This is a genomic window from Shewanella indica (assembly GCF_002836975.1).
Taxonomy (GTDB): Bacteria; Pseudomonadota; Gammaproteobacteria; order Enterobacterales; family Shewanellaceae; genus Shewanella; species Shewanella indica.
Genome location: NZ_NIJK01000053.1, coordinates 62,592 through 85,939, shown reverse-complemented (window position 1 = coordinate 85,939; position 23,348 = coordinate 62,592). Strand labels below are relative to the sequence as shown.

Annotated in this window: 24 protein-coding genes; 10 read left to right on the top strand and 14 right to left on the bottom strand. The window is 51.6% G+C overall.

The window, feature by feature from the left end; genetic code table 11:
- The first annotated feature begins 173 nt into the window (after window positions 1-173).
- Entirely contained in the window at window positions 174-725 is a 552-nt protein-coding gene (locus tag CX650_RS18985) for a gamma carbonic anhydrase family protein (protein WP_101096730.1), read from the top strand.
- 5 nt (window positions 726-730) lie between these two features.
- On the opposite strand, the gene CX650_RS18980 is transcribed toward CX650_RS18985, so the two are convergent.
- Together CX650_RS18980 and aroE are read right to left on the bottom strand one after the other, a co-directional pair.
- On the bottom strand, window positions 731-1,003 hold the full coding sequence (locus tag CX650_RS18980; protein ID WP_101096729.1) for a DUF1488 family protein: 273 nt from the start codon (window positions 1,001-1,003) through the stop codon (window positions 731-733).
- Complete coding sequence (aroE, locus tag CX650_RS18975) at window positions 1,000-1,821, bottom strand: shikimate dehydrogenase (RefSeq protein WP_071476709.1); 822 nt, start codon at window positions 1,819-1,821, stop codon at window positions 1,000-1,002. Before aroE ends, CX650_RS18980 begins: the two co-directional genes overlap by 4 nt.
- A 124-nt stretch (window positions 1,822-1,945) precedes the next feature.
- On the opposite strand from aroE, the gene CX650_RS18970 reads away from it, so the two are divergent.
- The gene (locus CX650_RS18970; protein WP_039035707.1) at window positions 1,946-2,377 is read left to right on the top strand and encodes a group II truncated hemoglobin; all 432 of its coding nucleotides are present in this window, start codon (window positions 1,946-1,948) and stop codon (window positions 2,375-2,377) included.
- Between the two features lie 33 nt (window positions 2,378-2,410).
- Here the strand turns inward: CX650_RS18970 and hemF are convergent, their stop codons facing one another.
- The 6 genes from hemF to CX650_RS18940 all read right to left on the bottom strand — a co-directional run bounded on the left by hemF (window position 2,411) and on the right by CX650_RS18940 (window position 7,698).
- On the bottom strand, window positions 2,411-3,325 hold the full coding sequence (gene hemF, locus CX650_RS18965) for an oxygen-dependent coproporphyrinogen oxidase (RefSeq protein WP_071476708.1): 915 nt from the start codon (window positions 3,323-3,325) through the stop codon (window positions 2,411-2,413).
- A gap of 25 nt (window positions 3,326-3,350) precedes the next feature.
- The gene (gene tsaC, locus CX650_RS18960; protein WP_101096728.1) at window positions 3,351-3,914 is read right to left on the bottom strand and encodes an L-threonylcarbamoyladenylate synthase type 1 TsaC; all 564 of its coding nucleotides are present in this window, start codon (window positions 3,912-3,914) and stop codon (window positions 3,351-3,353) included.
- Window positions 3,915-3,996: 82 nt separating this feature from the next.
- Window positions 3,997-4,560, bottom strand: coding sequence for a DNA topoisomerase family protein (locus CX650_RS18955; protein ID WP_025889805.1), 564 nt, complete (start codon window positions 4,558-4,560; stop codon window positions 3,997-3,999).
- 458 nt (window positions 4,561-5,018) lie between these two features.
- Window positions 5,019-5,495 carry a DUF494 family protein gene (locus tag CX650_RS18950; RefSeq protein WP_025889803.1) on the bottom strand — a complete coding sequence of 159 codons (477 nt, stop codon included), beginning with the start codon at window positions 5,493-5,495 and terminating at the stop codon, window positions 5,019-5,021.
- Between the two features lie 2 nt (window positions 5,496-5,497).
- Entirely contained in the window at window positions 5,498-6,466 is a 969-nt protein-coding gene (gene dprA, locus CX650_RS18945; RefSeq protein ID WP_446692567.1) for a DNA-processing protein DprA, read from the bottom strand.
- Window positions 6,467-6,597: 131 nt separating this feature from the next.
- Window positions 6,598-7,698, bottom strand: a complete 1,101-nt coding sequence (locus tag CX650_RS18940) for a LysM peptidoglycan-binding domain-containing protein (protein ID WP_101096726.1) — start codon at window positions 7,696-7,698, stop codon at window positions 6,598-6,600.
- 126 nt (window positions 7,699-7,824) lie between these two features.
- Here CX650_RS18940 and def point away from each other — a divergent pair, with 126 nt between their 5' ends.
- The 5 genes from def to CX650_RS18920 are packed head-to-tail and all read left to right on the top strand — an operon-like array spanning window position 7,825 to window position 13,482.
- Window positions 7,825-8,334, top strand: coding sequence for a peptide deformylase (def, locus tag CX650_RS18935; protein ID WP_039035701.1), 510 nt, complete (start codon window positions 7,825-7,827; stop codon window positions 8,332-8,334).
- 27 nt (window positions 8,335-8,361) lie between these two features.
- A complete protein-coding gene (gene fmt, locus CX650_RS18930; RefSeq protein WP_101096725.1) occupies window positions 8,362-9,315 on the top strand; it encodes a methionyl-tRNA formyltransferase in 954 nt (317 codons plus the stop codon).
- A complete protein-coding gene (rsmB, locus tag CX650_RS20270) occupies window positions 9,312-10,610 on the top strand; it encodes a 16S rRNA (cytosine(967)-C(5))-methyltransferase RsmB (RefSeq protein WP_189484318.1) in 1,299 nt (432 codons plus the stop codon). Before fmt ends, rsmB begins: the two co-directional genes overlap by 4 nt.
- 9 nt (window positions 10,611-10,619) lie before the next feature.
- The gene (gene trkA / locus CX650_RS20265; RefSeq protein ID WP_025011823.1) at window positions 10,620-12,029 is read left to right on the top strand and encodes a Trk system potassium transporter TrkA; all 1,410 of its coding nucleotides are present in this window, start codon (window positions 10,620-10,622) and stop codon (window positions 12,027-12,029) included.
- 10 nt (window positions 12,030-12,039) lie between these two features.
- On the top strand, window positions 12,040-13,482 hold the full coding sequence (locus CX650_RS18920) for a TrkH family potassium uptake protein (protein ID WP_028780924.1): 1,443 nt from the start codon (window positions 12,040-12,042) through the stop codon (window positions 13,480-13,482).
- 6 nt (window positions 13,483-13,488) lie between these two features.
- On the opposite strand, the gene speG is transcribed toward CX650_RS18920, so the two are convergent.
- Window positions 13,489-14,022 (bottom strand): spermidine N1-acetyltransferase, encoded by a 534-nt coding sequence (speG, locus tag CX650_RS18915; protein ID WP_025011825.1) that lies wholly within the window; start codon window positions 14,020-14,022, stop codon window positions 13,489-13,491.
- 148 nt (window positions 14,023-14,170) lie between these two features.
- On the bottom strand, window positions 14,171-14,710 hold the full coding sequence (hemG, locus tag CX650_RS18910) for a menaquinone-dependent protoporphyrinogen IX dehydrogenase (protein ID WP_054745270.1): 540 nt from the start codon (window positions 14,708-14,710) through the stop codon (window positions 14,171-14,173).
- 228 nt (window positions 14,711-14,938) lie between these two features.
- On the opposite strand from hemG (CX650_RS18910), the gene CX650_RS18905 reads away from it, so the two are divergent.
- The gene (locus CX650_RS18905) at window positions 14,939-15,244 is read left to right on the top strand and encodes an ArsR/SmtB family transcription factor (RefSeq protein WP_025011827.1); all 306 of its coding nucleotides are present in this window, start codon (window positions 14,939-14,941) and stop codon (window positions 15,242-15,244) included.
- A gap of 267 nt (window positions 15,245-15,511) precedes the next feature.
- Here the strand turns inward: CX650_RS18905 and hemG (CX650_RS18900) are convergent, their stop codons facing one another.
- The 4 genes from hemG (CX650_RS18900) to pepQ all read right to left on the bottom strand — a co-directional run bounded on the left by hemG (CX650_RS18900) (window position 15,512) and on the right by pepQ (window position 19,490).
- The gene (gene hemG, locus CX650_RS18900) at window positions 15,512-16,039 is read right to left on the bottom strand and encodes a menaquinone-dependent protoporphyrinogen IX dehydrogenase (protein ID WP_101096724.1); all 528 of its coding nucleotides are present in this window, start codon (window positions 16,037-16,039) and stop codon (window positions 15,512-15,514) included.
- Window positions 16,039-17,496: a TrkH family potassium uptake protein gene (locus tag CX650_RS18895; RefSeq protein ID WP_025011829.1), complete on the bottom strand. Its 1,458-nt coding sequence runs from the start codon at window positions 17,494-17,496 to the stop codon at window positions 16,039-16,041. The genes hemG (CX650_RS18900) and CX650_RS18895 overlap by 1 nt, the downstream gene beginning before the upstream one ends.
- A 64-nt stretch (window positions 17,497-17,560) precedes the next feature.
- Window positions 17,561-18,175 (bottom strand): YigZ family protein, encoded by a 615-nt coding sequence (locus CX650_RS18890; RefSeq protein ID WP_101096723.1) that lies wholly within the window; start codon window positions 18,173-18,175, stop codon window positions 17,561-17,563.
- Entirely contained in the window at window positions 18,168-19,490 is a 1,323-nt protein-coding gene (pepQ, locus tag CX650_RS18885; RefSeq protein WP_101096722.1) for a Xaa-Pro dipeptidase, read from the bottom strand. The genes CX650_RS18890 and pepQ overlap by 8 nt, the downstream gene beginning before the upstream one ends.
- Window positions 19,491-19,726: 236 nt before the next feature.
- Between pepQ and fadB the strand changes: the two genes are divergently transcribed.
- The gene (gene fadB / locus CX650_RS18880; protein ID WP_101096721.1) at window positions 19,727-21,877 is read left to right on the top strand and encodes a fatty acid oxidation complex subunit alpha FadB; all 2,151 of its coding nucleotides are present in this window, start codon (window positions 19,727-19,729) and stop codon (window positions 21,875-21,877) included.
- A 21-nt stretch (window positions 21,878-21,898) separates the two neighbouring features.
- Window positions 21,899-23,062: an acetyl-CoA C-acyltransferase FadA gene (gene fadA / locus CX650_RS18875; protein WP_039035688.1), complete on the top strand. Its 1,164-nt coding sequence runs from the start codon at window positions 21,899-21,901 to the stop codon at window positions 23,060-23,062.
- Window positions 23,063-23,348: the final 286 nt, after the last annotated feature.

Sequence of the window (23,348 nt, the reverse complement as noted above, 5' to 3'; positions counted from 1 at the left end):
TTCGCGTTGCCGCTGTGCCGTGTCAGTGGGAGCGCATTATAGGGAGCCTGAACTTTTGTGCAAGGGCTTTTTAAAAGAAAACTGCTGTTTTTGGCTTACTTGCTGAGAATTTGTCCTGACCTGCCACTTTTTAATCTTTATAATGGCGAAAACCATTCATTTAAGGACTTTTTATGGCCAATTCTCTCAGATCTTACCAAGGTACCAAGCCAAAGTTGGCCGAAGGCGTCTATGTTGATGAAGCTGCGGTTCTGGTAGGTGACATCTTTTTGGATCAGCACGCCAGCGTTTGGCCCATGGTGGCTGCCCGGGGTGACGTCAATCATATTCGCATCGGCAAACGCAGCAGTGTTCAGGATGGCACAGTCCTGCATGTTAGCCGTAAGTCTCCGGCCAACCCCGAAGGACACCCGCTGCTCATCGGCGATGATGTCACCATAGGGCACAAAGCCATGCTTCACGGTTGCAAGGTAGGTAATCGAGTATTAGTTGGCATGGGAGCCATTATTTTGGATGGCGTCATCATCGAAGACGATGTGATTTTAGGTGCAGGTTCCTTGGTGCCTCCCGGTAAGGTACTAAAGAGTGGCTTTCTCTATATAGGCAGCCCGGCCAAACAAGCCCGCCCCTTGACCGAGGCCGAACGCCAATTTCTGCCACAATCGGCAGACAACTATGTCCGCCTTAAAGATGAGTACCTGGCCGAGCAAAGTAGTACTGACTAAGAAAGTTATACTGACTCAGGTAACTCTATCTCACCTGACTCATTGAAGCATTCCTGCTCAATCAGCGCCTCGGCTTCATCTTCGAAGTCGAAGCGCCACTGTTCAAACAGGCTCAGGATCTCTTGCTCTTCGAGAACAACCTTGCCACTTATTTGCTGCATACGTTGTAAGCCAACATAACAAGGAATATTGACCCCTTGCTGCTGGGCCATAAACTTGAGCCTGTTTGATTCGGCTTGCCACTGACACAAGTCGCTGAAGATGATCCCCTGATTCATGAGGCCTCTCCTTTTAATTCTTGCCGCAGACTCTCGAGTACAGGCTCAACTTTGGGCATGACACCTCGCCATAAATAGAAACTTCTAGCCGCCTGTCCCACCAACATTCCTAACCCATCCAGTGTTTTTGCCGCCCCTTGCTCGGCAGCCCAGCAATTGAACGCGGTTGTTTGTGCCGAATACATCATGTCGTAGCAATAGCTATGATTGGCAACCACGGTTACGGGAATATCCGGCAACTCACCATGTAAACTGGCTGAGGTGGAATTGATAATGAGATCATAACCCTCATAGAGTTCATTTCGCCTCAACGCCTGTAATTGCTGTGGCGCAATAGCCGCCAGCACCTCGGCCTTACTGTATGTTCTATTATAGATATCAATATGGCCGACACCGGCCGCCAACAGAGAAAGCAGACAACCCCTGGCAGCCCCACCAGCGCCGAGCAGCAAGACCTTTTTATCCTTCAGTATCAGGTAACGACTGAGATCGGCCACCAAGCCGTAGCCATCGGTATTGTCACCCCGAATTCTGCCATCATCCAGTTTAATCAGGGTATTCACTGCGGCGGCGGTTTCAGCTTCCTGACTCAACTCATCACAGAGTTGAAAGGCTTGTTCCTTGAAAGGCACAGTGACATTGGCGCCCATCCCCCCGGCAGCAAAAAAAGCCGTGACACTGCCGCTGAAGTCATCGATTGGCGCCAGAATCGCTTGATAGCTTAGGTTTTGCCCAGTCTGAGCGGCAAAAGCTGCATGGATAGCGGGTGATTTACTGTGTTGAATGGGATTGCCAAAGACGGCATAGCTGTCGGTCATCTGTGCTCCAGAGCAATGGAAGATGTATCAGTCTACTCAGCGGCCCAAGGCCAGGCAAGGCTGCCGACCTATGGGGTTTTCAGTGTATACTGGCGCCAAAATCGACAACAAGATTCAACACAAAATGAACTGGCTAAAGAAAATTCTCAATCGTAAACCCGAGGCCGAGCGGGACCCCACTCAGTCCAACGCCTATGATCTGATTGGTGGCGACGAAACGATACGCGCCATAGCCAAGAGCTTTTATCAGCAAATGCAAACGCGGCCGGATACTCAGGAACTTTTGTCCATACATCAGGCTCCGCTGGCACAATCGGAACAGAAGTTATATGAATTTCTCAGTGGTTGGTTGGGAGGGCCTCAGCTGTATCAAGCCAAATATGGCCACCCGGCGCTTAGAGCCAGACATATGCCGTTTGCCGTTGATGAAAGAATGCGTGATCAGTGGCTGTTATGTATGAGGGCCTCACTGGAGGCCAATCTGAAGGATCCCGAACACAGAAAGGTGATTTTCAATGCTATCGCTCAGTTAGCAGACCATATGCGTAACCAATAAGCCAAAGAAAGGCTTATTGGTTACCCTTACTAACTATTCGGTGAGCCAATCCCTGGGATGTAAAAAGTCACTGTAGAGCCTTGCTTCGGCAGAGCCGGCTTCGGGTTCATAGGCGTATTGCCAGCGAACCAAGGGCGGCATCGACATGAGTATTGACTCGGTTCGGCCGCCGGTTTGCAGCCCAAATAGAGTTCCTCTGTCATAGACCAGATTGAACTCTACATAGCGACCACGGCGATACAGTTGGAACTCACGTTCACGCTCGCCATATTCGGTATCCTTACGCCGCTCAACAATGGGGGCATAGGCAGATAAGAAGCCATTTCCAACAGCCTTCATGAAAGCAAAGCACTGCTCAAAGCCACCTTCATTGAGGTCATCGAAGAAGAGGCCACCGACACCGCGAGTTTCGTTTCTGTGTGGCAGGAAGAAATACTCATCGCACCATTTTTTGTACTTGGGGTATACCGCTTCGCCGAAAGGCTCGCAAATCGCTTTGGCTTGCTGATGCCATTCGCGTACGTCCTCAAGGAAGGGGTAATAGGGGGTCAGGTCGAAGCCACCACCAAACCACCAGACGGGATCGGCACCTTCTTTGCGGGCAATAAAGAAGCGCACATTGGCATGGGTAGTAGGAATATAGGGATTACGCGGATGGATAACCAGTGAAACCCCCATAGCTTCAAAACTTCGTCCGGCCAACTCAGGCCTGTGTGCCGTTGCCGAGGCAGGCATGGCCGCGCCTTCTACATGGGAGAAGTTCACCCCGGCCTGTTCAAACACGTCACCGCCGTTAAGTACCTTACTGATACCGCCACCGCCCTCGGCCCGTTTCCAGGCATCGGTAGTAAACTCAGCTTTGCCGTCCAGTCGTTCCAGTCCTTCACAAATCTGTTGTTGCAGTTGCATCAAGAATGCTTTTACCTGGTGAGAATCAGGTGCCGTCATGCTCGCTCCTTCTTGCTTGGAATTATTAGCCATTACGCAGGATCTGGCCGCTGCGAATATCTATGATGGTGGAAGGTTGGCGCTGCTGCCCCAACTCTCCTTCGATAAGGGCATCTATCTGCCCGGCAAACGTTGTTTCAATATCATTCACTGTCATAGCCGGCGACTCACCCGCCAAGTTGGCACTGGTGGATACCAGCGGCTTGCCCAAGGTATCACACAACTCCCGAACAACCGGATGGGCCGACACCCTGACGGCAATAGAATCAAAATGACCACAAAGCAGTTGGCTCATTCCCTGACGCACCGGCATAACAAAGGTAAAAGGTCCGGGCCATTTGGCAAACGCCTGCTGCAGTTGTTCATCACTCAGTTGAGACTCGTCCAGATAGGGTTGCAACTGCCGATAGTCACTGGCAACCATGATAAGCCCCTTGTGCCAGGGACGCTGTTTGATGTCGAGAATTCGGGAAACGGCGGCTTCATTATCGGGATCGCATCCCAAACCATAAACAGCTTCGGTGGGATACGCTATGACCCCTCCATCCAGAAGCAGTTGCTTACTCCTGGCGGCGAGCAAGTGCAGCATTGAGAGTACCTTTTATAGAGACAAAGACGGCTGAGCGCCCTCGGCGACAGCGGAGGTGATTATAGTCACATATTGAGCCGGATCACAGAGTTCGCTTGTACTTACATTCCTTACGGGGACATTCCAGTCTGTCGCCGGCAGCGCCCTTGCGCTCTACCAGAATACCGAAACCGCATTCAGGACAAGCCTCTGCCCGAGGAGGAAAATTCACCAGAAACTTGCACTTGGGGTAGTTGCTGCAGGCATAGAAGCTCTTGCCGAACTTACTGGTTCTATGCTCAAGCACTCCGCTATTACACTGAGGACAAGGCACTTTTTCAGCCTCTTCCTGCTGATCGTGTCGCTCGATATGGGTGCATTGCGGATACTGGGTACAACCAATAAAAATACCAAAGCGCCCCGACTTGACCGCCAACTCGTGACCACACTGGGGACACTCGGAGCCGGGAATAGGCTGAGAGTCGATGGATTCGTGCTGCACCAAAGGCCGGGTGTAATCGCACGCTGGATAATTATTACAGCCAATGAAACCACCATGCTTACTGTGGCGCACGGAGAGCTCACTGCCGCACTTGGGACAAAGTTCATATTCTTTTTCGAGCGCGTGCGCCCGAGCATTGAACAACTGCTGGTCTATCTTGGCCATGACACATCTCGCTGTTAAAAGAGTTAGGCGAACATTTTACCAGCGCCACACGGATAAAGGGAGTCGAGTTGATGACCACACTCACTGAAAGACTCAGCCGGCAAGAACAGATAGTGAAATAGCCTTCACTTCAGGAAAAAGTTACATAGGTTGGAAACTGTCGTGGTCTTTTTCAGAAAGGCTTATCGCTCTCTTTTGCAGAATGATAAAAATTGAAGTATTCAGACAATGGGGAAATGAAGATAACTGCAGCCAAAAAGATTGCCCAACTTTCTGAGAATATCCTGAAAGCGAATTGAATTGATACCGGCCAAGACAGGCAATAACGGCACATATATCTTGCAGCTGCTCTTTTTGCTCAAGAATCTCAGCACATCTCGTTTGGTGCCAGAGCGATATAAAACCACTTCACATTAGCCATACTATCCGTGCTGAGATTGTCGAATGTAAACTGCCGTTCAGGAGTGTAATCGACCTTCTTCTGGTTGCTCGAAGATAAGATCTTCCATCTGCTCATAGGCAGACTCATTACCGGGCGCATTGAACAATACCATCAGAATCACCCACTTGAGGTCTTCCAACACCATAGCTGGCTCGTCCAATTCCATCACCCTATCGATAACCATTTCCCGGGTTTGCACATTCAATACCCGAATCTGTTCCAGGAACAATAGGAAACCACGGCACTCGACGTCCAGTTTCTCCATTTCATCTTTGGTGTAGATGCGGAAGGAATGTTGAGTATGCCCTCTAAGGTAGGGAGTATCGCTCTCCTGCAGTTCGGCCAACCGCTCAAGCCAGGAAAGCGCCTTGATGATTTCGGACTGATGGAAACCGGCACGGGTGAGTTCTTTGGTCAACTCATCTTCGTCGACCAACATTTCAACTTCACTATGAACATAGTTTTCAAACAGATACATGAGGATATCAAACATGGCTATTTCCTCTTAAGTCTAACGTAACCACCGGGTACTGCGGCAACCCAACCTTGCAACTCAAGTTCAAGCAATTGTTCCAACACCAGATCCAACGTTATTCCACTATGCTCAACCACCACATCCAAAGGTGTGGTCTCATAATCTACACTAGCTAACAGCGTTTTAAATGGCAACTCAGAGTTATCACTTGGTTTTATATGGTGACTCTTGCGCAAGTCTTCAAGGTGGCAACTACATAAAGGCGCCAACTCTTCCACTATATCGGCCACCGACTCCACAAGTTTTGCCCCATTACGAATTAAATCGTGGCATCCCTGGTGTTCATCGCCCATAACTGAACCTGGAACTGCAAAAACCTCTCGACCTTGCTCTGATGCCAGGCGAGCACTGATCAGTGAACCACTGCGCCGACGAGCTTCTACTACCAAGGTTCCCATTGCAAGGCCGCTGATTATACGGTTTCGTTTGGGAAAATTCCCGGGAAATACACCGACGGAGGGCCAAAGTTCACTGATAACTGCACCATGTACTTGAATATCATCATAAAGAAGCCTATGCCTTCGAGGGTAAATTTCGTCAATTCCGGTACCTAGTACCGCAATGGTTTTGCCGGTTGCCGACAAGGCTCCCCGGTGAGCTGCGCCGTCTATGCCGGTAGCCATGCCACTGCATACGCTGATGTTCAAGGCATCCAGTTCGGCGCCCCACTGCCAGGCGAGCGACAAACCGGCGCGGCTGGCATCGCGACTGCCAACAACGGCCAGCGCGGGTTGCAGCAAGGTTTCAACCTGTCCTTTGACAAACAAAATCGGAGGAAAGTCAGGAATATGTTTCAAGAGAGGCGGGTAAAAAGGATCGTCAGGACAGATTAGATATCTACCCTCGGCACCCTGCTGCCATTGCAAGGCTTGGTCAACTTTTTCAGGAGCCAACTCCAAGCGCTGGAGCTGTGTCTGGTTTATTGGCAAAGACCGGGGTTCATGTTCCAGCCTCTGTCTCAACTCAGCCACATCCATGTGCAAGAGTAATTGCCTTATCCGGAGGGGTCCCAGTCCAGATACCGCAGCGACAACCAGCCAATCAACCAGACTATTATGCGTCATTCACCTTTCAATAATGTGTCAGGCCTGACCAAAAGGTCATCTACCCTGACAGGGCTTTCATTCACCATGATGAGCCCGAGAGCTGTTTTGTCGAATACCTTAAACACCATGACCTGACCGCGATAGAGATCCGGCAGCTTAACGGCATTGTCTGAGCCCATCTTGGCCATCAAGTTATCGTAAGCGGAGCGTTCGGTCGGCGGCACCGGGATACCCTCGCCGTTGATCACCACCTCGGCACCGTCCTTATAGATAGAGAACACATCGCCGGGCTCAACACCTTCACGGTCGCCCCGGTCCAGATAAAACACATCCAGTTTACCCATGGCGCGAATTTTACGTTCAGATGCCAACACCTTGGCACCCTCTAAATCGCTGGCCTTGGGAATAAAGTAGGCAGACAACAAGGAGTCATCTTCTATCGCCAACACTCGGAAACCGGCTTTGGTTTCACGGAAATTGTTAAGCAGCTTCACCTTGGAAATTTCACCCGATTCCACCACTCGGCCGCTGGCACTGAGGATCACTTCCTGACCCAGCAACTCGCCGCTTTCCTTATTGGTAAATTCGCGCCCGGGCTGATACATCCCGACCTTATCGCCCTGTGGCAGATTGGCCTGGATATAAATAATGTCGTCCATCACATGGTGACGGGAATCTCTTTCCCCCCCCAGCACCATAGGTTGTTCCTTGAACCACTCAGGGTCGACCACCCGGTTCTGCACCAGATAGGGCTGGATCAAAGCCAAATCCACCGTTGGAATGGCGCCATCTTTAGGCTGAATCCTTCCGGCCGGGCTCTTGCGAACATGAGGTTTATTGACCAATCTGGGTTCACCATCAATAAACACCAGCGTCAATCGATCGCCGGGATAAATAAGGTGTGGATTGGCTATCTGGGGATTGGCGCCCCAGAGTTTGGGCCAACGCCAAGGGTCTTTGAGAAACAGTGCCGATATATCCCAAAGGGTATCGCCTTTCTTGACCACATAAGTATCAGGGTGACCGGGTTTTAATGTCAGGGTATCTGCAGCAGCGAAGGTGCAATTAAATGTCAGTAACGCGAGTAAAATTAACCGTTTCATGGGGGCTTCCATGTTGTCTGGCTCATTAGTGAGAGCTTTTGCTGTTATTGATAGCCGCTAAGGATTAAAATTAACGCAATAGCACAAGTCAGTATAACCAACTGGCACGGATTTGACAGACTTGTTAAGAGTTTATCTATGACCCTGTTAAAAGTATTACGATTCCCAGACGAGAGATTACGCACGATTGCCCAGCCAGTGACAGAATTTGATTCTGCCCTGCAGACGCAAATCGATAATATGTTCGAGACCATGTACGAAGAAAAGGGTATTGGTCTGGCCGCAACTCAAGTCGATTTTCATAAGCAACTGATAGTGATGGACTTACAGGATGACGTTGAACGTCCAAAAGTCTTTATCAACCCCCAAATTATCAGTGCCAGCGGTGACTTCTGTAATGAAGAAGGTTGTCTGTCTGTACCCGGTATTTATGCCAAGGTGGACAGAGCCGAATTTATTACCGTGACGGCACTCGACCGAGATGGCAATGAATTTACTATTGAAGCAGACGGCTTATTTGCCATCTGTATTCAGCATGAGATGGATCATCTAAAGGGCAAGCTTTTCGTTGATTATCTGTCACCACTGAAACGTCAGCGGATCAGACAAAAGCTGGAAAAAGCGGCACGTCAGGAAGCGAAAGCCTGAATCAATCCCGAATAATTAGGATCTATTTTGAAACCACTGAAGATCATTTTTGCCGGTACTCCGGACTTTGCAGCGCGCCACCTGCAGGCGCTGCTGGACTCAGAGCATCAAGTCATCGCCGTCTATACCCGAGTGGACAAACCCGCCGGAAGAGGCCATAAACTCACCCCCAGCCCGGTCAAGGCGCTGGCGCTGGAACACGATATTCCTGTCTATCAGCCCAAATCACTGCGCCACGAAGAAGCCCAGCAGGAGCTGGCAGCTCTGGGAGCCGATATCATGGTGGTGGTCGCCTATGGCCTAATCCTGCCATTGGCAGTATTGCAGGCTCCCCGCCTGGGATGCATCAATGTTCACGGCTCCATTCTGCCGCGCTGGCGCGGTGCGGCGCCTATCCAAAGGGCATTGTGGGCCGGGGACAAAGAAACCGGGGTCACCATAATGCAGATGGATGTCGGTTTGGATACCGGCGATATGCTGCTCAAGACCTCGCTGCCGATAGCCGATGACGACACTTCAGCAACCCTTTATGAAAAACTGGCCCAACAGGGACCGGAAGCACTGATCCAAGCTCTGCAAGGTCTGGCCGAAGGCAAACTCACCGCCGAGCCACAGGACGAATCACTGGCCAACTACGCCGAAAAACTCAGTAAAGAGGAAGCCCGCATCGACTGGCATAAAGCTGCCCGCAATCTGTGGCAGGAGATCCGCGCCTTTAACCCATGGCCGGTGAGCTACTTTGAATGCCAGGGACAAAATATCAAGGTCTGGCAGGCCGAAGTGGAAGAGTCAGCCGAGCAGTTTGCGCCGGGCACTGTGGTGCGCGCCGACAAGCGAGGATTAGCCATTGCCACTGCCGATGGCCTATTGGTGTTGAAAAAGGCACAACTGCCAGGGAAAAAACCGCTGGATATCGCCGATATTCTCAACGCCAGGGGCGAATGGTTCCAGCCCGGAAAAAATTTGGCTCAAGCATCATGAGGCAGAATCTCAGAGCTCTTGCCGCCAAGGCCATCTTTCAGGTGCTGGAGCGGGGCATGTCCCTCTCGGTTGCCTTGCCCGAACAACAGCAGCAACTTCACAGCGGCAAAGACAAGGCGCTTTTGGCCGAGCTTTGCTATGGCGTAATGCGCACCCTGCCACAATTGGACAAGAGAGTCAGCGACTGCCTCAGTAAACAATTCAAAGGGAAACAGCGTATCGTCCACCAACTGCTTCTTGTGGGTTGTTACCAATTGTATTTCACCCGGATACCGGCCCATGCAGCCATTTCGGAAACTGCCGAAGCCTGTCGTCAGCTGAAGTTTGAAAACCTGGTCAAGGTAGTCAACGGCGTTTTACGCAATATCCAGCGAGACAATAGCCCACTGGCCACAGATAACCCTGTGCTGGAACACAATACGCCCAACTGGATCCTCAAGGCGCTCACTTCAGCCTATCCGGAAAACTGGCAACAAGTGGTGCAGCAGAGTCACCAGCGGCCGCCACTGTGGCTGCGCAACAACCGTTTATCCCAAAGCCGTGAGCAATATCTGCAACACTTGGCAGAAGCCGAAATTGCCGCCACTCCAGGTCAGGGGGAAGACAGTATATTGCTCGAGCAAGCCTGCGATGTCACCACTCTGCCCGGCTTTGGCGAGGGCTCAGTGTCTGTGCAGGATGGTGCTGCTCAATGGGCCGCCGCCCTGCTGGCACCTCAAGCGGGCGAAACCATTCTCGATGCCTGCGCCGCTCCGGGAGGCAAGAGTTGCCATCTGCTGGAGCTGTGTCCGGACATAGAACTGGTGGCGGTCGACAACGACAACAAACGGCTGCAGAGAGTTGCCGAGAACCTGCAAAGGTTGCAACTGAATGCCAAGTTGGTGCACGGCGATGCCGCAAATATTGCTTCATGGTGGCAGGGTGGCAAGTTTGATCGCATATTACTGGATGCTCCCTGCTCGGCTACCGGCGTTATTCGGCGCCATCCGGATATCATGTGGCTGCGTAAGCCGCAGGATATTGAGGAGTTAGCCAAGGTGCAGCAACAGATATTGGATCACTGCTGGCAGTGGTTGAAGCCAGGCGGTGTACTGTTATACGCCACCTGCTCTATCCTGCCACAGGAAAACCGCGATCAAGTTGTCGCCTTCCTGGAGCGTACGCCGGATGCCCGGTTGGAAGCTATCACTCAGGCAGACCAGCCAGATGCGATAGGCTGGCAAATCTTGCCCGGACAGGACAATATGGACGGGTTTTATTACGCGCGAATCGTTAAGTCGAAACTTCAGGGATAAGACGAGGCCATGAAAATAATCATCTTGGGCGCAGGTCAGGTCGGTGGCACCCTTGCAGAAAACCTGGTGGGTGAAAACAACGATATCACCATAGTCGACAGTGACAGAAACCGCCTTAGGGCACTGCAAGACAAATATGACTTGCGGGTGGTTGTCGGTCACGGAGCCCACCCCGGCGTCTTGAAAGAAGCCGGCGCCGAAGATGCCGATATGCTGATCGCTGTAACCAACAGCGACGAATGCAACATGGCCGCCTGTCAAATTGCCTATACCCTGTTTGGCACACCAACCAAGATAGCCCGTATTCGCTCAGAGCAGTACTTGGGGATGCAGGATAAGCTGTTTATCGACAGTGAAACCAAGAGTAATGAGCCTCGGACACGGGGTGGTTTCATCATAGATGAGCTGATTGCCCCCGAACAGTTAGTAACCGCTTACATACAACGCCTGGTAGATTACCCAGGGGCTTTACAGGTTCTGGAGTTCGCCGAAGGAAAGCTGAGCCTGGTGGCTGTTCGTGCCTATTATGGCGGCCCCTTGGTGGGTAACGCGCTGGCCGCGCTGCGCGAACACATGCCGAATATTGATACCCGGGTAGCGGCGATTTTCCGTCAGGGACGACCGATTATGCCCAGGGGAACCACTATCATAGAAGCCGATGATGAAGTGTTCTTTGTCGCCGACAGTCGCCATGTGCGGGCAGTAATGAGTGAGATGCAGAAGCTGGATAACAGTTACCGCAATATCATGATCGCCGGTGGCGGTAACATAGGTTTGGGACTGGCCAAGAAGCTACAGCGTAATCACTCGGTCAAGTTGATAGAACATCGTCAGGACAGAGCCGAGGCGCTGTCGGAAAAGCTGGAAAATACTACGGTATTCTGCGGTGATGCTTCCGATCAGGAACTCCTGATGGAAGAGCACATAGATCAAACCGATGTGTTTATCGCCGTCACCAACGACGACGAGGCCAATATCATGTCGGCACTGTTGGCCAAACGTATGGGTGCCAAGAAAGTGATGGTGCTTATTCAGCGTGAAGCCTATGTCGATATTGTTCAGGAAGCCAATATAGATATCGCCATTTCGCCGCAGCAAGCCACCATCTCGGCCTTGCTGACCCATATCCGCCAGGGAGATATCTGCAACGTATATTCACTGCGCCGAGGCGCTGCCGAGGCGATTGAAGCCATTGCCCACGGTGATTCCAGCACCAGCAAAGTCGTCGGCAAACAGATAGGCGAAATCAAGCTACCACCGGGTACCACCATAGGCGCCATAGTCCGCGATGATGAAGTCTTGATGGCCCACGATAAGACAGTTATCGAACAGGGAGACCATGTCATTCTCTTCCTGGTGAACAAGAAGTTTATCGGCGAAGTGGAAAAACTGTTCCAGCCGAGCGCTTTCTTCTTCTAAGGCTCTGGCCATGCTGAATTTTCGCCCGCTACTATTCATCCTAGGCCTGTTTTTGTCCATGCTGACGGCCTTTATGTTTATTCCACTCTTCTTCGCCCTGTTTTACGGCGAAGAAACAGTGGCAGCCTTCATGGCATCGGCGCTGGTCACAGGTACTGTCTCCAGTATCTGTATGCACAGGGGCCAGGGGCAGCAGCTTAATCTGAATATCCGCGACATGTTCCTGCTGACCAGTCTCACCTGGTTTATTGTCAGCTTGTTCGCCGCCATGCCCTTTACTCTGTATCACGGTATTGGCTATACAGATGCCTTCTTTGAAACCATGTCGGGGATCACCACCACAGGCTCCACTGTACTATCCGGGCTGGACAGCATGGATCACAGCATTCTTGTCTGGCGTTCGCTGTTACAGTGGCTCGGTGGCATAGGCTTTATTGTGATGGCAGTGGCCATTCTGCCGTTTCTCAACGTTGGGGGGATGCGGTTGTTCAGAACCGAATCCTCAGATTGGTCCGAAAAGGCCATCCCCCGCACCCAGAGCCTGGCCAAATACCTGTTTCTGGTGTATTTGGGGCTGACAGTATGCTGCGGTTTAGCATATCACTTGGCGGGGATGAACTGGTTTCAAGCGCTCAACCATGCCATGACCACGCTCTCCACTGGGGGCTACTCGACTTCGGACAGTTCCATGGCAGCCTTTCCCAAGGCGGCGCACTGGGTCGGCGTGGTATTTATGGCGGCCGGTGGCCTGCCGCTGCTGATGTTTGTTCAGAGTCTGCAGCAACGTAGTATCAAGGTCTGGAATGATGCCCAAGTGAAAGGCTTTATTCTTTTTCTGCTGCTGGTGTCTTTCTCTCTGGCTTATTGGCTCTACAGTTCGCGTGAAATAGCCTTTATTGACGCCCTGCGGCTCTCGAGTTTCAACGTGGTTTCCGTGGTCACTACCACAGGCTATGGCCTGACCGACTATGGCAGTTGGGGGGCGCTGGCAAATATCGCTTTTCTGTTCCTGATGTTTGTCGGCAGCTGTTCAGGTTCAACCTCCGGCGGCATCAAGATATTCCGCTTCCAGATCGCCGGCGCCATCATGCGCGAACAGTTGAAGCAGCAGTTTCATCCCAACGGCATTTTCCGCGAGCGCTACAACAACCGACCTATCAATGAAGAGATTGTGCGCTCCTTGGTGACCTTCGCACTGCTGTTTATGCTGGTTATCGTGATGCTGACGCTGGTGTTGGTGCTTTGTGGTCTTGACCCTGTCACCAGCCTGTCCGGCGCAGTAACGGCAGTGACCAACGTCGGCCCAGGGCTTGGCCCTGTTATCGGCCCAGCAGGCAACTTTTCCAGCCTGCCGGACTTGGCCAAATGGGCACTGTCGATAGGCATGTTACTGGGCCGCTTGGAGATCCTGACTGTCGCCGTCTTGTTCCATCCCAGCTTCTGGAAATACTGATATTATCTATGGGTGAATTTTATTCAGCTGTAGATAATCGGTCTGCAGGACATACATGCGTTTGACATCCGAGTATTGGCCGTTGATAAAGATCTCCTGCACCAGATGGCCTTCCTCTTTAAAGCCGCACTTCTGATAGAGTTGTAACGCCTTGTCATTCTCCAAGGCCACATGCAGATAAACCTTGTATAGGTTCAGTATGGTAAAGGCGTAGTTGAGCGCCTTGTTAACCATGGCCCTGGCGTAGCCTCGCCCCTGAAACTCAGGCGCTATGATTATCTGAAACTCGGCATTGCGATGAATGTCATTGATCTCCACCAGCTCAACCAGACCTATGGTCTGCTGCTGAGCATTTTCTGCGATAAAGCGCCGCTCTGTCTTATCGTGGATATGCTTGTTGTAGAGCTCTTCAAGCTCATCGAACGATTCATAGGGCTCTTCAAACCAGTAAGCCATAATGATGCGGTTGTTATTCAGCTGATGAATAAACCTCAGGTCTGTTCTTTCCAGCGCCCGTAGGCGAATCTCACCGTCATTCATGACACCTCCTAAAGTCGTGCCAATAAAGCCAGCCATATTAAGCGGACAACAGGCACACAGATAGTGAAAGTTAATTTACCTTGCCACCCTTTTCCACACATACAAAAAAGCGCAGTACCAGGACTGCGCTTTGAAAACATTGCCTCTATCAGGAAGCCAAGTCACTCAGGTACTCGGCATAGTGCTTTACGTCTTCCCAGTCCGTGTAGTCGATAACCGTCTTGGGATCGGTTGGCCCCCCCGTCATCTTCATGATCAGCCGGATCATAAAGCTGTCCAGCCAGCCCCAAGAGGGGTAATCCACCTTACCGGCGATAATCTTCACATCCTTGGGCTTCCAATCCGACAGGGCAATAAACTTCTGCAGATACTTGTTGTTTTCCGGGATCCGTTTCTCCGGCTTGCGAGCCACCACATTGACGGAAAAGAAACTGAGTCCTTTCTCTGCCAGCACCTGTTGGTGTTTGCTGCAAAAAGCGAACACGCTCTTGTCGTAGGTACCATAAAGCACACAAGCACCGAGGACCACGACATCATATTTTTGCCAGTCGATGTTTTCCGCCTCAGCCGCAGCCAAATCCATGCTGTCACACTCATGGCCCAACTGCTGTAGCCTTTCGGCAATACAGCGACTGATCTTGGCAGTGTGGCCACCACGGGAGAAGTAGAGCACAAGAATGGATTTCATAAGTTCGCCTATTGAGTGTCTGTAACTTAAATTGTGTGGCTTATCGCCCGGATTGAACAAGTTGAAAGATCACATAATCGGCTTCAACCCGTGAGAATATTGCCGCAAATTGCGCTGTATCGGTATTTTTCAGGCTAGAATTGCGATCCAGATAAAAGACTGATGATTGTGCTCATCTCCCCATTCAATTAGAATAACCTAATCAAAAGGCGAAGAGGTTCCAAGCTGATGCAAAAAGATATTGATGTCGCAGCCATGCTTTCCAATGCGGAAAACGCTGCCAAATGGCTCAAGGCCATCGCCAACCCTTACCGCCTGATGATCCTCTGCCTACTACTGGATCAAGAGTTGAGCGTCACTCAGCTGAATGAAACCGTACCCCTGAGCCAGTCCGCTCTGTCACAACATCTGGCAGTACTGCGTGCCGAAGATCTGGTGGCGACCCGCAAGAGTTCGCAGGTTGTTTACTACTCGCTCAAGAACCAGCAGGTCACAGAGGTCATCTCTATCCTGCACCGCAAGTACTGCGCTTAGGGAAGGTGCGAATAAGTCCCATGTGTGCTCTGCGTCGGCTTACGGGCCTGGATGCAAGGCGTGGTTCGCAGCAAATGGCCCTAGTCCTTTGCAAGAAACACAACACAGCAGGCAGGCTTGTAAGCCACGCCCTTAGGGGCTTTCACAGCAACCGGCTTTCTGCGTTATCCAACCTCGACAGGCCCCGGCATGCGTTCAGTCAGATGCCTTGAACGCCAATTGCTGTGCAAGCCAGAGTGCCACGAGGACTTATTCGCACCTTCCTTATTAAAGCTCGGCAAACTCGGCAGCAAATGTCTTCACCCGCTGCCAATCGGTGAATTCATAAGTACCACTGGTATCTGTTGGCCCCTTGGTTATCCACATAATCAGCCGAATCATGCTACGGTCAAATAAACCGTAGTTGGGATAGGCTATATTGCCGGCAAACACGCCTTGCAACTGTGGCTGCCACAGGGATAACTGCAAGAACTTCTGCATATAAGGGTTGGTTTCCGGTGTATTCTTTTCCGGCTTGCGGGCCACAACATTCACGGTAAAGAAGGCGTTCTTCTTGGCGTTCAGCAGCGCATGATGGTTATTGACGAAACGATACAGCTCAGGCCTATGCTTACCATAACGTATGCTGGCACCCACCAAGATTTTATCGAATGTCGGTAACGTATCGGTTTCCACCTCAGCCAGCGATACCATAGAGACTATCTCACCCGCTTGGCTCAATTCATCGGCCATGGTCTGGCATATTGCCTTGGTCTGGCCATCAACGGTCGAGTAAATAATCAGAGTCTTGCTCATCAGTTCTTCCAGAAAGTCGGGGTAAACAACACCAATAAGGTAAAGATTTCCAAGCGCCCAAACAACATGGCAACCACAAGCACGTATTTAGCTCCGTCACCTATGCTGGCGTAGTTGCTGGCAACTTCGCCAAGGCCTGGCCCCAGGTTGTTGAGGCAAGCTGCGGTGGCACTGAAGGCCGTAATCGCATCCATCCCCATGGCCATCAGGACCAGCATACAGATGACAAACACCAGAGCATAAGCGGAGAAGAAGCCCCAAACAGCGTCTATCACCCTATCCGGCAACGCCTTGGAACCGATACGAATGGAGAACATGGCCCTGGGATGAATTAGACGCTTAAGCTCGCGCGAGCCCTGCAGTAACAGTAGCACCACGCGGATAACCTTGATCCCGCCGGCAGTAGAACCACCGCTGCCGCCGATAAAGCTGGAAAACATCAACAGAATAGGCAGAAACAGCGGCCAAACATGAAAGCTCTCGGTACCAAAACCGGCTGTGGTGGAAATGGATACCGCCTGAAACAGCGCATGATCCAGAGTTTGTTCCGGTGAGTCGTAGATCCCCGAGTGATACAAGGTGGCGAAACAGATAGCGGTCAGCAGTAACTGAATACCGATAAGCGCCTTGAATTCGGCATCACGAAAGTAAACCTTGAAGTTGATCCCCCGGCGGGAAAATGCCGCAAAGTGCAGGCTGAAGTTCACGGCCGCAATCAGTAGAAATACCACACAAATTAAATTGATGGTCGGGCTTTGAAAGTAGCCCATGCTGGCATCATGGGTGGAGAAGCCGCCGATGGCGATAGTAGAAAATGAATGGCTGATGGCATCGAAGGCACTCATACCGGCGAGCCAGTAAGCACCGGCACAGGCCAGGGTCAACATCAGATAGATATACCAGAGCGTCTTGGCCGTTTCGGCAATCCTGGGGGTCATCTTGGAATCTTTTACGGGCCCGGGGATCTCAGCCCGGTAAAGCTGCATCCCCCCAATCCCCAACACCGGCAGAATAGCTACCGCCAACACAATAATTCCCATGCCACCTAGCCATTGCAGCAAGTGACGATAAAAGAGTATCGCCTTTGGCAGGTTATCCAGGCCGACAATCACAGTGGCCCCTGTGGTTGTCAGTGCCGAAAAAGATTCAAAAATACTGTCGGCCAGCGACAAGTCCGGCTGTTTCGATAGCAAAAAGGGCAAGGTACCTATGGCACCAAGTACGGTCCAGAACAGCACAACAATCAAAAAACCCTCTCGGGTCTTGAGTTCTGCCTTATGGTGGCGATTGGGATACCAGAGCCAGAAACCGATAAATAGACTGATAAAGAAGGCCTTGATAAAGGCTGTACCACCGCCGTCTTCATAGATAAGGGCCACCAATGCCGGAGGCAGCATAGTGATGGAGAAGAGCCCTATCAGTAACCCGGTAATACGGGTAATTGTTCGGTAATGCATGCCGTTTTTCAATCAGTCCATTGGCCAATAAAACCCAGCATTGTCGCACAAGTTATCAGAGTGTTCACTGTGAAAAATCTATCTTTAACTGGCCTTGGCTCATGGGAGCCAGCTCCTTATTGATGCTTCCGGTAACAGATAAGGGCACGGCCAGTGTCAGCCGAATCAGCTCTGAAAACTCCCGCTCCTCTATCAACACATCGAGCCTCTGCAGCAGATGTTCGACATCGGCCAATTGGTCGTAACGGCAAACCAGATAGCCTTTTTCCCTGAGCATTTTGGTCTTGGTCGCCAGCTTGGGCAACATCTGCTTGAGCCCACTACTGTAGGCACGAACCAGCCCACCCACACCCAACTTGGTGCCGCCATAGTAACGCACGACAACCGCGCCAATCTCGCCTATGCCAGCCCCCTGCAATACCGCCAACATGGGGCGACCGGCACTACCACCCGGCTCGCCATCATCACTCGACCCCATGGCCGACTGCCCCATGGGTGCACCACAAATAAATGCCTGGCAATAATGACTGGCACCGGGATAACGCTGCTTTATCTGTTGTAGTTGCTGTTTAAACTCTTCCGGCGAATGACAGGGAAATACCAGAGAGATAAAGCGGCTGTGCTTTATCTCCTCTTCATATTCCTGTTCTTCGGCCGCAATGGGATAACTTTCAATCAATGAGACCAGACTCTCGAGTCATATTTTCGTTGCCATGGGCGTGGATTATGACATTGTCTTCGATGCGGATCCCACCAAACGGGCGCAAACTGGCGACCAGGTCCCAATCCACTAACGCCTTGCGGCCATCTTGTTTGAGTGGCGCCAACAGGCTGTCGATGAAGTAAAGCCCGGGTTCTATGGTTACTACATGCCCGGGCGCCATAGTCCTGGTGCAGCGCAGAAACGGGTGCTCTTCCGGAGGGGCCACATGAGTGCCGCGTTCGTCATTGAAGAAACCACCTACATCATGCACCTGCAATCCCAACATATGCCCCAGCCCGTGAGGGAAAAACGCCCTGGTAATGCCCTGCTCCAGCAGCGTCTCTTGTGAGCCTTTGGCCAGACCGACTTCAAGTAACAGAGTCGCCAGCTGTTGATGAGCCAGCAGATGCAGCTCGGTATAACGTTTGCCGGGTCGCAAGTGCTCAATCAGTTGAAGCTGCTGTAGATTCATCGCCTGGATAAGATCGTGGAACCTATTTTTTTCAAAAGCATAGGTACGGCTGATATCGGCGGCATAGCCGTGGAAAGAAGCACCTGCATCGATCAGAAAAGACAACCTCTGCTGTGGGCTTTCGTGCTCCAACGCAGTGTAATGCAAAATGGCAGCATTTTGGTTGAGGGCTATGATGTTGCCATAAGGAACCTGATTCTCCCCTTGTGCTATGGCACTTAGATATTGCTGCTGGATTTCAAACTCACTGGCACCACTGTAGAAGGCGTTCTTGGCCGCGCGATGGCCCTTGACCGCAATGCGGTTGGCCTGACGCATACATTCCAACTCGTAATCTGTCTTACAGGCACGATAAAAGTGCATGTAACTCATTACGGCTTCGGGATTACAGTTGTTAAACCCGAGCACAGAAGCCACTTCCAGGTGTTCACCTATATAAGCCCAGCGACCTTCGGCCACAGGCAGGAGGTCCGCCACCTTATCGGCCTTGGTCAAAATACGGATATCAAAGCTGTCACACCAGAAGCTTTGCGGCAGATCTGTCACCTTATGCCAGAAGTCTTCGGGACGGTAGAAGATCAGTACTGGCTTGTCACGACCATTGACCAGCAGCCAACAGTGAGGCGTTTCCAGTAAAGGCACCCAGGCCTTGAAATGGGGATTCACCTTGAAGGGGTAATCGATATCGTCCAGAAACTGCCTGTGGGGTTGACCCGAATGAATTGCCAATCCAGACAGTCCCTCACGGGCACAAATCTCGGCAACCCTTTGATTAAGAGTGTTTATATGTGATTGATAATGCTGAGCCAGTTGCATAATAAGCCGTTCCTGTTATCTGAAATCAAGGTTCCCCTTGCTATTGGAAGCTGTTCACAGTTACAACAAAAGCCAGTGTGCAGTGTATCACAAAGCTGAAATTTGCAGCTAACCGGTAAGCAATTAAACGATCGTTTAAATTGGGTGTTGTATTTTTCCTTTTTTCGAAGCACACTGAGCAACAACTGGTCAAATGATGGCCTGAGCTGCCCTACTCCTAAGCAATAAGGATGCAAGCAATGATCTACCAAAATTCGATGATTCAGGTTGAGTTACTCGAGAATAATATCGCCAGCCTTTGCTTCAATGCCGAAGGATCGGTAAACAAATTCGACCGCGCCACCCTGACCTCTCTGGATGAGGCTCTGGACGCCATCAAAGCAGAATCCAGCGTTAAGGCACTGCTGCTGACATCGGCCAAAGATGCCTTTATTGTCGGTGCCGACATTACTGAGTTCCTTGGGTTGTTCGCCCAGGAAGATGAAGTACTCTTGTCATGGTTGCAGCAAGCCAATGCGGTATTCAACAAGCTGGAAGACATGCCTTTCCCAACCGCTTCTGCCATCAATGGTTTTGCCCTGGGCGGTGGTTGCGAAACCATTTTGGCCACAGACTTTCGCATTGCCGACACCAGTGCCCGAATCGGCCTGCCGGAAACCAAGCTGGGGATCATCCCGGGATTCGGTGGCACAGTGCGCCTACCCAGAGTGATAGGTGCAGACAATGCACTGGAGTGGATCACCACAGGCAAAGACCAACGCCCGGAAGCCGCTCTCAAAGTCGGCGCTGTAGACGCAGTAGTGGCTCCAGAGCAGCTCCAGGCCGCAGCACTACAGATGCTACAGGACGCGCTGGCTGGCAAACTTGACTGGCAGAGCCGCCGTCAACGTAAACAGTCGCCACTGACACTGCCCAAGCTGGAAGCCATGATGTCGTTCACCACAGCCAAGGGCATGGTGTTTTCCGTTGCCGGCAAGCACTATCCGGCACCAATGGCGGCGGTTAACGTTGTGGAAAAGGCAGCCGGTCTGGGGCGCGAAGAAGCCTTATTGGTAGAACATCAAGCCTTTATTCAACTGGCCAAAACAGATGTGGCCAAGGCGCTGATCGGCATCTTCCTCAATGACCAACTGGTCAAAGGCAAAGCCAAGAGGGCCGCCAAACAAGCCAAAAACATAGAACAAGCCGCAGTATTGGGCGCAGGCATTATGGGCGGCGGTATCGCCTACCAAAGTGCCAGCAAGGGTACGCCGATTGTGATGAAGGACATAGCACAGAAGGCGCTGGATCTCGGCCTTAACGAAGCGGCCAAGCTACTGACGGCCCAGGTAGAGCGTGGTCGCTCCACCCCGGCCAAGATGGCCAAAGTGCTCAATAACATCACCCCATCGCTCGACTACAACGCCGTCAAAGACGCCAATATAGTAGTAGAAGCGGTAGTAGAACATCCCAAGGTTAAGGCGACTGTGCTGGCCGAAGTCGAGCAGCAGCTAGCTGCCGATGCCATCATAGCGTCCAACACCTCAACCATCTCGATTAACCTGCTTGCCAAGAGTCTGAAAGACCCTTCCCGCTTCTGCGGTATGCACTTCTTCAACCCTGTGCACAAGATGCCACTGGTGGAAGTGATCCGTGGCGAACACAGCTCGGAAGAAACCATCTCCTCTGTAGTGGCCTATGCCAGCAAGATGGGCAAGACGCCGATTGTGGTCAACGACTGCCCCGGCTTCTTTGTTAACCGGGTACTCTTCCCCTATTTCGCCGGCTTTAATGGCCTACTGGCCGATGGTGCAGACTTTATCGCCGTCGACAAGGTGATGGAGAAACAGTTTGGTTGGCCTATGGGCCCGGCTTATCTGCTGGATGTAGTCGGTTTGGATACCGGCCATCACGCCCAGGCTGTCATGGCCGAAGGCTTCCCGGACCGTATGGGCAAAACAGGCAAAGATGCCATAGATATCATGTTTAACCATGAGCGCCTGGGGCAGAAAAACGGTAAAGGTTTCTATCAGTATTCTGTGGATAAGCGTGGTAAGCCGAAGAAAGACAAGGATCCTGTCAGCTACGAATTACTGCAGGCCGAATTCGGTGAACTCAAGGAGTTCAGCAGCGATGAAATCATCGCCCGCACCATGATCCCCATGATTATTGAAACCGTACGCTGCCTGGAAGAAGGCATAGTAGCCACCCCGGCTGAAGCCGACATGGGTCTGGTATATGGTCTTGGCTTCCCACCATTCAGAGGCGGTGTGTTCCGCTATCTGGATACCATGGGCGTTGCCAACTTTGTCGCCCTGGCTGACAAATACGCCCACCTGGGGGGACTCTACCAAGTGACCGATGGCATGCGTGAACTGGCAGCCAACAACGGTTCTTACTATCAGGCCTAATTTGCGGAAAGGATTTTAACCATGAAACAAGCAGTTATCGTAGATTGCATTCGTACACCCATGGGCCGTTCCAAGGCTGGTGTATTTAGAAATGTTCGTGCAGAGACACTCTCTGCCGAGTTGATGAAAGCCCTGCTGGTACGTAATCCCCAGTTGGATCCCGGCACCATAGAAGACGTTATCTGGGGCTGTGTGCAGCAGACTCTGGAGCAAGGTTTTAATATCGCCCGTAATGCCTCTCTGCTCGCGGGTATCCCCAAGCAAGTTGGTGCGGTTACTGTAAACCGTCTATGTGGCTCCTCCATGGAAGCCATTCACCAGGCAGCCAGGGCCATTATGACAGGCATGGGAGACACCTTCATCATTGGTGGTGTTGAACATATGGGTCATGTTCCCATGAGTCATGGGGTCGACTTCCACCCTGGCTTGGCAACCCGGGTTGCCAAGGCTGCCGGCATGATGGGACTGACGGCGGAAATGCTCGGTCGCATGCACGGTATTAGCCGTGAAATGCAGGATGAGTTTGCCGTGCGCTCGCACAAACGTGCGCATGCAGCCACAGTTGAAGGCCGTTTTGCCAGAGAGATCCAGGCTATCGAAGGCCATGATGCCAGTGGTGCCTTGATCAAAATCGATTATGACGAAGTGATCCGCCCTGAAACCAGTATGGAATCACTGGCAGGCCTGCGCCCCGTGTTTGACCCGGCCAACGGCACTGTTACCGCTGGTACCTCTTCGGCCCTGTCCGATGGCGCATCGGCCATGCTAGTGATGGAAGAAGAAAAAGCCAAGGCGCTGGGACTGCCTATCCGAGCTCGCATCAAGTCGATGGCAGTTGCCGGCTGTGACCCATCAATCATGGGCTATGGCCCGGTTCCAGCTACACAAAAAGCACTGACTCGCGCAGGTCTTAGCATAGCGGATATCGATCTGGTTGAGCTGAATGAAGCCTTTGCCGCGCAGTCTCTGCCTTGCGTGAAAGATCTAGGTCTTATGGAGCTGGTCGATGAGAAGGTTAACCTCAACGGTGGTGCCATCGCTTTGGGTCACCCTCTGGGTTGCTCGGGTGCCCGTATCTCCACCACATTGATCAATCTGATGGAGAGTAAAGACGCGACTTTGGGTCTGGCAACCATGTGTATTGGTCTCGGCCAAGGTATTGCCACTGTATTTGAGCGTGTCTGAGTAAATATCACCAACACAGAGAGCATCATAGAGAAGCTGCCCTTCTTAATGAAAAACCGCTTATTCCTTAAGCGGTTTTTTTATGTAAAGCTGTTTGTCCCCATCACAGAGATAATCCTTTAATTAACCTGATGTCCACAAAGACAAGGTCAGCTCGCTGACAATAAAGCGCTTTGATTAAATGTGAAGCTAGAACCAAGTACTGAATAACAAGTAGAGCCATGTTCCACGTGGAACAATGCGATAGAGCACAAAAAATAGCTATCAACTTGGTTTGACCGCTGCC